This window comes from Methanomassiliicoccus sp., from assembly GCA_012719175.1.
In the GTDB taxonomy this organism is placed as follows: domain Archaea; phylum Thermoplasmatota; class Thermoplasmata; order Methanomassiliicoccales; family Methanomassiliicoccaceae; genus UBA6.
Genome location: JAAYAX010000006.1, coordinates 88,808 through 100,453 on the forward strand (window position 1 = coordinate 88,808; position 11,646 = coordinate 100,453).

The window sequence follows — 11,646 nt, forward strand, 5'->3', positions numbered from 1 at the left end:
TCGCTTCTCCATTGTTAATGGACATCCTTTCCCCATGATGTCCATGCTTTTCACTTTTAATAATTATAGAATGTCAATAACAAATTAAAAGTCCAGAAGGCTCCTCTGCTTGGAGCCCTTGCTCTCTTCCTTCTTTATCTCCTTCTCGACCTCCACCATCTGCTCCTCCACCTCTGCCCGGGGGAGCTTGGAGAACTTTCCGGTGGTCACCTGGTCCTTGAGGTTCTTGGCGATGGCGTCCCCTATCCTCGGGATACGGGCGAGGCGGACCACGTCCATGCTACGAACCTGGTCCACGTCCATGACCCCGTGGTTGAACAGGGACCGGGCCCTTGCTCTACCAACACCGCGCAGCCTCACCAGGTCCAGGAGCTCAGGCTTTACGCCGTAGCGGATGCGTATCATCAGCTCCGTCAGCATGGGGTAGGCGTCCTTGCTGAAGATGTTGGACAGCTCCCGCATAGAGTAGATCAGCCATTCGCCCACATCGACCTTGTTGCGGAGGTCCCCCGGCCCCATGCCGTACTTCTTGAGGAGATCGTCCTCCTCCATCTCCTGGACCCAGTCGTCCAGCGAGCACGCCGTCTTCACCTCGGCGAGGTAGAAATCCATCTCCGTGAGGTCCTCCGGGGGATCGATCAGCAGGTCCTCCTCTCGGAGCAGGAGGACCTCCTCCACCCATTCGTAATCGCTCCTTTTGAGATACATGGTCATCATGTCGGGGGTGGAGCACACCGCGTGCAGGAGTCCGAAGTAGGAGGAACCGGGCTTGAACGCCTTCAGGGCGTCCCTTAACTTCACCGCCGTCAGTGGATCGATATATAGGTCGGAAACCCTGCGGCCGAAGAAGGTGGCTTGCAGGTGGTCGCGCTCGGAGCGCACCATGCCCTCCCGCTCCAGGAACTCCAGGACGTTGTCGGCGGCGTCCTCCAGGCCGGCCATGGTGGTCTGGTGGGCGAAGAAGGTGGAGTTCATGAAGTCCATGAGCGAGTCCCGGGACGAGGCCGTTCCCGTGGCGATGGTGGCCAAGATGTGGGAGCGCAGCACAGGCTCGCTGCCCAACTTGGAGTAAATGTCCTCGGCGGTGTTGAGGAGGTAGTTCTCCATGAGGAACCGCCCCTCGTCGATGTCCTTGGCCAGGAGGATCGCCTCTCCGTACGGGTCGTAGCGGGGCCGGCCCGCCCGGCCGCACATCTGTTTGATCTCCAGAACCGGGATGGACACATTGCCGCCGTTCTCGAAGCGGTGAAGGTCCCTGATGATCACCCGCCGCGCCGGGAGGTTTATGCCCGCCGCCAGAGTAGGAGTGGCCACGATGCACTTGATATTGCCCTTCTTGAAGTTGGACTCCACGAACCGTCGCTGCTCGTTGCTCAGCCCGGCATTGTGGAAGGCGATGCCCTTGCGCACGCATCCGCTGAGCCTCCGGCCTACGGTGGTCGGCTCCCCCTGGTCCTCCACTATGCGGTCCTCTCCCTCCAGGACCTTCTCCGGCATGACCTCCTTCATAAGGGGCGCATAGCGGGTGGCCAGCGTCTCCGTCGATTTCCGTGTGCTCACGAAGACCAGGCACTGTCCCCCGCCCTTGATGGAATCGCGGATGAGGGGCCAGACCGGGTCCTTGCCTCCTACGACCTCCAGGGAGGTGTTGTCCGTGAAGTGGACCTTGTCGTCATAGTACACGCCCTCCTTGAGAGGGGTCGGCCTCCAGGTCGATGATATGTGCTCTGCGTTGAGCCAGTCCGCCACCTCCTTGGAGTTGCCGATGGTGGCGGAGAGGGCGATGACCTGCAGGTCAGGGTTGAAGCGGCGGAACTTCGCTAGCGTGATCTCCAGGGTCGGCCCTCTCCCTGGATCGTGTAGGAGGTGCACCTCGTCCGCTACCACCAGTGTTATATGCCGGAGCCAGTGGCCCTGGTGCCGGAGGAGGGAGTCGGCCTTCTCGGAGGTGGCCACCACCACGTCGAAGTTGTCCAGCTGTGGGTCCGGGGAGTCCAGGTCCCCTGACGACATCTCCACCTTCATCCCCAGTTTCTCGAAGCGCTTCAGGTCCTCGTACTTCTCCGATGCCAGAGCCCGCAGGGGGACGATGTACAATACCTTCCCTCCGCGCTCCAGGACGTGCTTCAAAGCAGCCAGGTAAGCGATGAGGCTCTTGCCCGAGGCGGTGGGTATGGCGAGCATCAAGTTCTTCCCGTCCAGGGCCAAGGGGGCGGCCTGGGCCTGAGGGGGATAGAGCTCCTCAATGCCGTCCTCCGCCAGGACCTGGGCCACGCCTTCCGGGAGATCTAGCTCGCTGATCCTCATCTTCTTCCTTCTGGTCCCGACTAAAAGGATGCTGACATTTAGACGTTTGCAACGGCGGCCCGAGGATGCTTTTACCGGATGTATGAGGCCTGTTCCATGAACGTCACGGGCCCTCGCCTAAACAAGTACAATATTCTTTAATAAATATTAACAATGCAAAATGGACCTACATCTCAATCTGGTCATGCTTTAACATACTGGCTCAATACCATATTATTTAAACTCGGGGAAACACTTATTTAGTGGCACCGTTATGAGTTGCAATGGAATCTTAGGAGAAGAACAATTATGAGCAGTGACCAATCCTCTGTCGCGGAGCACGGACTCGACGTCGATCTGTGGATCGAAGGTCAGGGCTTCCAAACTACCGCGGACATTAAAATCCCTGACAAGCTCGCCGATCAGGTCATAGGTCAAGACGCTGCTGTGGAGGTCATCAAGAAGGCCGCAGAGCAGAAGCGCCATGTCATGCTGATCGGGGAGCCCGGTACAGGGAAGTCCATGCTCGCCAAGTCGATGACGGAGTACCTGCCCAAGGGCGAGCTGCAGGACGTCATCGCCTACCACAACCCCGACGATCCCAATGAGCCTAAGGTCAGGGTGGTCCCTGCCGGAAAGGGCAAGGAGATCGTCACCGCCCAAAAGAAGGAGGCCCAGGCCAAGAAGCAGCAGAAGGCCTCCATGTTCACGTTCTTCATCATCATGGTGCTGCTGCTCACGATAGCGGCGTTCATAAGCACCAATTACAACCCTAACGTCCTATTCTTCGGCATCATACTGGTAGCGATAATCTTCTTGGCGACAAGGTACAGCGGCAATCGTACCGAGAACTACATGGTACCAAAGCTGCTGGTCACCCACGAGGATGGAGATGCCCCGCCCTTCATCGACGCCACCGGCGCCCATGCCGGAGCGCTGCTGGGGGACGTGAAGCATGATCCGTTCCAGAGCGGCGGCCTGGAGACCCCGGCCCACGAGAGGCTGGAGGTCGGCGCCATCCACAAGGCTTCCAAGGGCGTCCTCTTCATCGACGAGATCAACATGCTGCGGATCGAGAGCCAGCAGAGCCTGCTCACCGCGCTCCAGGAGGGCAAGTTCTCCATCACCGGGCAGAGCGAGCGCTCCTCGGGAGCGATGGTCAAGTCCGAGTCCGTGCCCTGCGACTTCATCCTGGTGTGCGCCGGGAACCTGGACGCCATACAGGGCATGCACCCCGCGCTCCGTTCCCGTATCCGCGGGTACGGTTACGAGGTGTTCATGCGCTCCACCATGCCGGACACCGATGAGAACCGCAAGAAGCTCATCCGCTTCGTGGCCCAGGAGGTCGCCAGGGACAAGAAGATCCCCCACTTCGACCGCAAGGCCGTGGGCGAGATCGTCAAGGAGGCTCAGAGGCGCGCAGGCCGCCACGGCCGCCTTACCCTCAGGCTCCGTGAGCTGGGCGGCCTGGTCAGGGTCGCCGGGGACATCGCCCGGGAGAAGCATCAGCCCCTGGTCACCGCAGAGATGGTGGTCGAGGCCAAGCGCATCGCCCGCAGCCTGGAGCAGCAGATCGCGGACCGCTACCTGGAGTCCCGCAAGGAGTACAAGACCTTCACCACCGAGGGCGATGAGGTGGGCATAGTCAACGGACTGGCGGCGCTCAACACCGAGAGTTCCATGTCCGAGTACTCTGGCATCGTGCTGCCCATAGTCGCCGAGGTCACTCCCGCCCAGACCAAGTCCGGCGGTCGCATCATCGCCACCGGCAAGCTCGGGGAGATAGCCAAGGAGGCCGTGCAGAACGTCTCCGCCCTGATCAAGAAGTACACCGGGGAGGACATCTCCAACCATGACGTCCACGTGCAGTTCGTTGGTACGTACGAGGGAGTTGAGGGCGACTCCGCGTCCATCAGCGTGGCCACCGCTGTCATCTCGGCCTTCGAGGACGTTCCTGTTGACCAAACGCTCGCCATGACCGGCTCCCTGTCCGTCAGGGGTCAGGTCCTACCGGTCGGAGGCGTCACCGCCAAGATCGAGGCCGCCTGCGAGGCCGGGCTGAAGCGCGTGCTCATACCTCGGTCCAACCTCAGGGACGTGGTACTCGAGGAGCGCTACATCGGGAAGATCGAGATCATCCCCGTGGAGACGCTCAACGAGGTGCTGGAGAAAGCCCTGGTGAACGGCACCAACAAGGATGGCCTCCTGATGAAGCTGTCCAAACTGGTGGAGAAGGGAGGCAAGCCGACCCTTCTCACCCCCTCCCGCGCCGCGCCGCAGTGAAAACCCTTCCCCAACCTCTATTTTTGCACAATTTTCATAACCTAGCTACCGCTCTTACCCCAGAGCACATATGAGGAAAAAGGAGGTAAGTGCCCTGCTCATCGGCAGGTTCCAGCCCTTCCACCGGGGGCACCTGGAGGTGGTGAAGGCCATCGCCAAGGAGTGCGACCGCCTGATCGTGGGCATAGGGAGCGCGCAGCTGTCACATACGTTCGAGAATCCCTTCACCGCCGGCGAGAGGCATCTCATGATCTCCCGGGCCTTGCACGATGAAGGCCTCCACAACTTCTTCCTGGTGCCCATCGTGGACATAAACCGCTATGCGGTGTGGGTGGCCCACGTGTCCTCCCTGGTGCCTCCATTCGATGCTGTCTATTCCAACAACCCCCTCACCCGGCGGCTGTTCATCGAGGCCGGGTACGAGGTGCGTACGGCCCCCATGTTCAATCGCGACGAGTACTCTGGCTCCGAGGTGCGGAGACGCATCGTGGAGGGCGGCGAATGGGAGGAGCTCGTGCCCCGGGGCGTGGCGGAGACCATCCACGAGGTCAAGGGCGACGAGAGGCTGCAGGAGATCATGAAGGACAATGCCCCGGAGGCCACCATCTGACGCCCGAGGAGAGGGTCGGGACGCTGCTGCGCGAGCGCAACCTCACCTTGGCTCTGGCGGAATCGTGCACCGGCGGTCTCATCGCCTCTCTTATAACCGATGTCCCCGGTTCCTCCGACTACTTTCTCGCCAGCTTGGTAACGTACAGCAACGCCTCCAAGACATCACTCCTGGGCGTCGATGAGGTGACATTGGAGGAGCATGGTGCGGTCAGTGACAGGACCGCCAGGGAGATGGCGGCTGGAGCGAGGCGCGTCATCGGTGCGGACGTGGGCGTCGCCGTGACCGGCATTGCGGGGCCGGGAGGGGGCACTCCCACCAAGCCAGTGGGTCTGGTCTACTTCGCCGTGGACCTCGGAGGAGAGGTGACGGTCGAACGCAAGGTCCTGCCCGGAGATAGGGCGGAGATCAAGAAGGGAGCGGCGGAACACGCTCTTAACATGCTCATCGAACGTCTGAGCAACTATTGATCTGTGGCCGAAGCAGGTGTCCTTGATAATTCCTTGTCCAGGTTCGATAACATCCTTCCAACTGTGCATCTCAATGAGGCCAGAGGTGGTTCGGGTGCCTGAACTCTTCTCCCTTTTCCATAGATGGAGGTTCAAGACAAGGGACGGCTCCTCGGACGAAGATCAGAAAGGTTCGCAGGAGCCCGCCTGTTCTTTTGTTATTATTATATCCTAATTAGAATCATGGAATCATCGGTCCCGTCAACATCGGTCAGACCATGAGGCGTTAAGGTGGCAAGCGAGCGTGTGGAGAAGGCTGTGGCGAATCGGATATCGATGCTCAGGTCGAGCAACCCGGAGCTGTCCACCGAATGGGCCATCATCAACGATGACTGGGGGCTGATCGCGGTGAGCATGGGCTCCGAGCTCAAAGGCTACGAGTTCATAGAGTCGGACACATCGTGGTTAAGGCCTAACCGGCCGCGGGTGTACACGGACACGCTGAAGCACGGCCTGACCGCCTTGATAATCGTCCCCGAGGAGTTCTACCTGGATGTAAGGATGAAGATTTATGCCGTCATGGGCAGGGACGAACCCAAGGTCCTCAGCTACGACAGCATGGGAATCACCCTGATGCCGCGCCCTTCATGAAGTCAGGAGCAAACATTGAAGATAGAACGGCCTGATATGGCGTGAGTCAGGTGGATGGGATGCGATCAGTAGCGAAGAGCATACCTTCCGGGGTGGCCGATTTCGACTCCATAATCAAGGGAGGATTCCCCCTCGGTTCGGTGGTATTACTCGTAGGTGAGCTAGGCGCGGGCCAGATGGAGTTCGCGCTGACCTCGGCGGCCAAGCTGTCGATGGTGAAGGAGAGGCCGGATACCGCCGCCTTCGTCCTCGGCGCCGGCCGGGAGTCCAGGCTGCCGGACAAGATATGCTACATCACTTTCTCCCGCTCCCGGGACGAGGTCCTGGACGAGCTCAGGGAGGCGTTCAACGAAGACTTCTTCAATGCCTTCGAGAGGACGGTGCAGTTCAAGGACTTCTCTTCCGCTTACTTCCGCAAGACCCTGGTGCCGCGGTCCTGGGCCGGCGAGTCCGCCTCCCTATTCTCCAGCGATCCCGTCAACGACAACGTGCTGGAGGGCCTGGTCAGCTACCTGGACGAGAACGCGCCCGGGTCAATGATAATAATCGACTCCCTCACCGACCTGGTGGTCAGCGCCAACATCGAGATCGCTGACCTGGTGGCGGTGCTGAGGGGCATGCAGAGAGTGTCCAAGAAGTGGGGCGGGGTGGTGTACCTGGTTCTCACAAACAACGTGCTCGAGGAGCGCAAGCAGAAGATGATCATGGACTCGGTGGACGGGTCCCTGATCTTTGAGTGGAGCCGTTACCAGAACTCGTCCAAGCGGCAGCGTTACATGTACGTGGAGAAGTTCATATCCTTGCTCCCTCACCTGGACAAGGAACGCATCGCCAGGTTCGCCACCGTGGTCACGGCGCAGAGCGGGCTGGTGGTTATCGATACGGAAAGGATCGGATGATTTATATGGATCGTGTAAAGACCGGGATCGAGGGCCTTGACGAGATGCTTGAGGGAGGTCTCCCCAGATCACATGCGGTGGCGGTACTGGGCTCCTTCGGTACAGGGAAGACCACCTTCGCGCTGCAGTACATCCAGCAGGGGCTGAAGGAAGGGGAGAAGGGCATATTCATCAGCCTGGAGGAGGACCAGGAATCGGTCATCGCCAATGCCCGCTCCTTCGGGTGGGAGCTGCAGCCGTACATCGAGCAGAAGAAGCTATCCATCGTGAAACTGGAGCCGACCGACGCCAAGACCACCATCACCAGGGTGAAGAGCGAGCTGCCGGAGTTCATAAAGAGCTTCGGGGCCACGCGTATCGTCATCGATTCGGTATCGCTGCTCAACCTACTGTTCGATGCTGACCACGAGAAGAGGTCGAACCTGTTCGCCCTGATCCAGATGATCAAGCGCACCGGCGCCACCTGCATCATGACCGCCGAGGTTAATGATGACAACCCCAACTCCTCGCGTGACGGACTGGTGGAGTACGCCGCGGACGGCGTGATAGCGTTACGCTACGACGAGAGCAAGGAGAAGGCCGAGGTCCAGCTGACCGTAAGGGTCATGAAGATGCGGCGGACGACCCACTCCCGCCGTGTGAAGCCGTACACCATAAGCAACCGAGGTATACAGGTGCACGCAGCGGCAGAGGCGTTCTAAAAAGGAATAATGTCGCGACTTTAGCGACATTTTTCTTCTATTCTTTCTCCGATTAGAAATGAAATATATTTACAATCGTATACGAGGATGCAGACCTACGAACTATAACATCGTTATCCTACAAAATTTTTCGAATATAGAATTAGCACTCTAAAAGCTTATTAATTAATAATTTATATTATAAAAATCCCTTTTCTCGCTCTCGCCAGCCCTCTTTCATTTGTCAATTGTTTAAACCTATTCATTTACATTATGATAATAAATTTTAATATATTTTTCATTATCCAAGTAAATCATGAATTCTTATTTTTTAAAATACTCCCTCTTAACAGACCGTGCCAGCATCTAATAAATATACAATAAAATTTATATTGAAAAATCAGTCTGCAAATATAAATACATATATAGCCATTACCGAATCAATATCAATATCTATAATGATAAGGATGACCGTAGAGGGGTTGTCCTTATTGTCGCGCCCATTGGAAAAGATGAACCAAGGGAGGGCGCATTAGAGACGGGGGCCGGAGGAGAAGTTGTGTCGGCAGCGTAAGCTCTAAACAACGATTGGTCCGGTATTGAAGAAATGGGGGGAGATCGGAACGGGATAATGATGAATAGGTCCAGATTGTTAGCGCTGATCGTCTGCATGCTAATGCTCGCAAGTACCTTGGTACCACTTGCGTCTACAAGCACAAATGCCTTGCCTGCGGGCACACAGGAGTTCTATCTTCCCATGACCGCTGCCCAGACGGCAGCTGATTTTGCTTACGTTGACTCCGGTGGTTGGACTCTAACCAATCCTTTCACATATGTTGTAGGAGTCACTGCTAGCGCAGATAATACCGTTCTTTATTATGATCATTGGGAGAATGGATTGGGGACCGGTACCACTTATGATGAGAAAGTGGACCTCTCGAAGGGAGAAACACACTACTTCAGGAGCAACGATGTGCCCACATCTCCCCGAGGTACAGTGACCTCGACGATCTATTCACCTACTTCTAACTCGGGAATCGCAGGAGGATGGACCAACCCAGATGGAGCACATACAGATAGTGGTACTAACGCAGAGTCCAACGCTGCCAATGAGTACGTGGACTACTACTATGGTTTATCACTACCATCTGATACAGTGATTACCAAGGTACGTGTAGGATTTGATGCTTGGCGTACTTCCACAAGCAGTGAAGGCGATGACATTTTCCTTCAAGTTACGGACGGTTCTGCATGGAGTACAACGCCTACCGATGGTTCTACTTATGAACAATCATTAACTACTACTGAATCAACCTATTGGAAGGACGTCACCTCATGGTCCACAGGCGGATGGACAGCATCAGAAATTAACGACATAGGCACCAGATTGATCCACGATCAGGACGGTTCGGGAGTAGAGACCATCCGGCTGGATTGGGTCCGCATTGAAATAACAATGGAGGGTGCCCCGGAGACAAAGTACGATGGCGGCGACAGGATCTTCGTAACGGGAAGCCTACTCCAACTGGTCATCGCCACCTGGCCAACTAGCCCCGGAACGGTGTTCGCCGATTCCTGGGAAGTTTATCCCATCCAGGCGTGGGAAACAGAATACCTGATACCTGTAGGGACAGAGCTATCCACTGGCGGTGGGACATACCCCAATTTCTACAGGGTTTGCGCTCAGGTAATGTCCTCAACCGATGGTAACGTCGTAACCGTCTATGATTCCGCAGGAACTCAAATAGGACAGCAGACCATCGATCGTGGTAAGTCCTACACCTGGACCATAAGCGATGTCGGGAGCAGGATTGTAGGTACCAGCGATATCCAGGTGCAGATCATCACAGGTGATCCAGACAGTCAATTTGAGATGCGTGGATACACGATAACGCCTCGTTCTTATTGGGGTACTGAATACTATGGTCCAGTTCCTAGTTGGGCCTTGTCTTCGAGCACGATCCCCACGGACCTTTACATCTTCAATCCTAACGATTCTCCCGTGACAATCACATGGGAGGAATATGGTGGAATAACTGGCTCGTTCACAATACCTGCCAAATCAACAAGGTCATACCAGAATGGCGCGGGCCATTATGTGCCTACTAACTCAGGAGTGTATCTCAGTGCGACGAACGAGGTCTGGGGAATAGCCGTATGTGATAGCGGCGATGACGATAGGGACTGGGGTTATGCACTGATCCCAGTAGAGTTCCTTGGTACAGAGAACTATCTAAGCTGGGCACCGGGAACAAGTGATCAACCGCCGACTAGTACAGGATCTCCAGCGTACATCACAGCGATTTATGGTAACACCTACGTTCAAGTCGATTTCAACAATGACGGGATATTCGACACATCCTACACTCTGAACAGGCTGCAGAGTATTGAGGTCTACGATACCACAGATTTCGACCAGACCGGGATGCACATTGTAAGCACCGCCCCTGTTGCCGTAGCGTGGGGAGAAAGCCCCTATCAATCGACGACAGGGACCCCCTACCTGGACATGGGATATACTACCCTTCCCCTGCCGATAGAATGGATTGACGTCCTGCTGAACGTCGACAAGAACGCAGACCCTGAGAACGTGAATGTTGGGGGAGAGACCACATTCACCATTGTGGTCAGTGTTCCTACAGGCTCCGGCTCGTCCGTCAATGACATAGATCTGATCGATAAGCTCCCGCCTGGATTCCAGTTCGTTACCGGAAGCGCATCGCCCTATCAGCCAACCGTCACTGGTACCGTCAGCTCCGGCCAGATCCTAACCTGGGATGACGGCGGAGATTCCTTCTGGGACCTGAGCCCCGGTGAATCTTTAACGATAACGTTCGATGCGATCGCCACGTCAGAGGCCGATCAGGTAGATCCCAACAGAAATGTGGCGATCGCGACGGGAATGACCGCCTATGGGGCACTAACTGCAGAGGATGATGCCTTTGTAACAGTAAAGGCCGGTTCAATCACAACAACGCAGCTGTATAACAGGGCTACCGACCAACCTACTGCCTCTGTCATACTGGGCGAGAGCGTATACGATACCGTCACCGTTACCGGAAACCCAGGCCCATCAACACCTACAGGCACTGTTCAATTCCAAGTCAAGTTGGGCGATGGGGTATGGACAAATTTCGGTAGCCCAGTCGGCCTTTCAAGTGGTCAGGCAACTTCCTCAAACTATACCCCTGCCACTGCAGGCCAGTATTGGTTCAGGGCAGTATACTATGGCGACTCAACATATGCTGGCTCGACCAGTGCGGCCGATAGTGAGCCCCTCTACGTGGCTCCACTATTACATGCACCCGAAATAATCGTCGATAAGGTAGCATATAATGCCGATGGCACCATCGAGATAGATCAGGCCACGGCCGGATCTGCCATGAAGTGGAAGATCGTCATGACCCTAAGCGGCGACCTCAGCCCGGTGACCATCACCACAGTGACCGATGCCGGCTACACCCTCACCGCCGAGGACTTCACTAAGGCTGGCGGCGATGGCGACAACATCCTGGAGGACGGAGAGACCTGGACCATGTGGCTAGATGCCACCGTACCCAATACCGGCGACACCTTCGCCAACACTGTGTCCATCAGTGGAACCGACCTCGATGGCGACACTGTTGACGATGACGGTGCAGATAGTGTGATAATCGTTTATACACCCGGCATCAACGTAGTCAAGGAAGGTCCCGCGGAAGCGGAGATCGGCGAGACCATCACCTATCACTTCAACGTGACCAACACCGGTGATGTCCCACTGAGCAACGTTGGAGTGAGCGACTCCA

At 56.5% G+C, this 11,646-nt stretch carries 8 protein-coding genes; 7 read left to right on the forward strand and 1 reads right to left on the reverse strand.

Features of this window, described 5'->3' with window-relative positions; genetic code table 11:
• Positions 1-84: 84 nt before the first annotated feature.
• Complete coding sequence (locus tag GXX95_05905) at positions 85-2,307, reverse strand: DEAD/DEAH box helicase (protein ID NLT37674.1); 2,223 nt, start codon at positions 2,305-2,307, stop codon at positions 85-87.
• Positions 2,308-2,595: 288 nt separating this feature from the next.
• Between GXX95_05905 and lonB the strand changes: the two genes are divergently transcribed.
• From lonB to GXX95_05940, 7 genes are all read left to right on the forward strand, one after another.
• Positions 2,596-4,569, forward strand: a complete 1,974-nt coding sequence (lonB, locus tag GXX95_05910) for an ATP-dependent protease LonB (GenBank protein ID NLT37675.1) — start codon at positions 2,596-2,598, stop codon at positions 4,567-4,569.
• A 70-nt stretch (positions 4,570-4,639) separates the two neighbouring features.
• Positions 4,640-5,179: a nicotinamide-nucleotide adenylyltransferase gene (locus GXX95_05915; GenBank protein NLT37676.1), complete on the forward strand. Its 540-nt coding sequence runs from the start codon at positions 4,640-4,642 to the stop codon at positions 5,177-5,179.
• Entirely contained in the window at positions 5,071-5,649 is a 579-nt protein-coding gene (locus GXX95_05920) for a CinA family protein (protein NLT37677.1), read from the forward strand. The genes GXX95_05915 and GXX95_05920 overlap by 109 nt, the downstream gene beginning before the upstream one ends.
• A 270-nt stretch (positions 5,650-5,919) precedes the next feature.
• Positions 5,920-6,279 carry a hypothetical protein gene (locus GXX95_05925; protein NLT37678.1) on the forward strand — a complete coding sequence of 120 codons (360 nt, stop codon included), beginning with the start codon at positions 5,920-5,922 and terminating at the stop codon, positions 6,277-6,279.
• 59 nt (positions 6,280-6,338) lie between these two features.
• Entirely contained in the window at positions 6,339-7,178 is an 840-nt protein-coding gene (locus GXX95_05930) for a recombinase RecA (protein NLT37679.1), read from the forward strand.
• 5 nt (positions 7,179-7,183) lie between these two features.
• Positions 7,184-7,879 carry a KaiC domain-containing protein gene (locus GXX95_05935; protein NLT37680.1) on the forward strand — a complete coding sequence of 232 codons (696 nt, stop codon included), beginning with the start codon at positions 7,184-7,186 and terminating at the stop codon, positions 7,877-7,879.
• Positions 7,880-8,615: 736 nt separating this feature from the next.
• Positions 8,616-11,646, forward strand: a 3,031-nt coding sequence (locus GXX95_05940) for a DUF11 domain-containing protein (GenBank protein ID NLT37681.1), incomplete at its 3' end; no start/stop codon positions are given.

Bases quoted from the DNA above. Each gene is read 5' to 3' on its own strand.
- GXX95_05905 (NLT37674.1), bottom strand. From the start codon at position 2,307: ATGAGGATCAGCGAGCTAGATCTCCCGGAAGGCGTGGCCCAGGTCCTG.
- lonB (NLT37675.1), top strand. From the start codon at position 2,596: ATGAGCAGTGACCAATCCTCTGTCGCGGAGCACGGACTCGACGTCGAT.
- GXX95_05915 (NLT37676.1), top strand. From the start codon at position 4,640: ATGAGGAAAAAGGAGGTAAGTGCCCTGCTCATCGGCAGGTTCCAGCCC.
- GXX95_05920 (NLT37677.1), top strand. From the start codon at position 5,071: ATGGGAGGAGCTCGTGCCCCGGGGCGTGGCGGAGACCATCCACGAGGT.
- GXX95_05930 (NLT37679.1), top strand. From the start codon at position 6,339: ATGCGATCAGTAGCGAAGAGCATACCTTCCGGGGTGGCCGATTTCGAC.
- GXX95_05935 (NLT37680.1), top strand. From the start codon at position 7,184: ATGGATCGTGTAAAGACCGGGATCGAGGGCCTTGACGAGATGCTTGAG.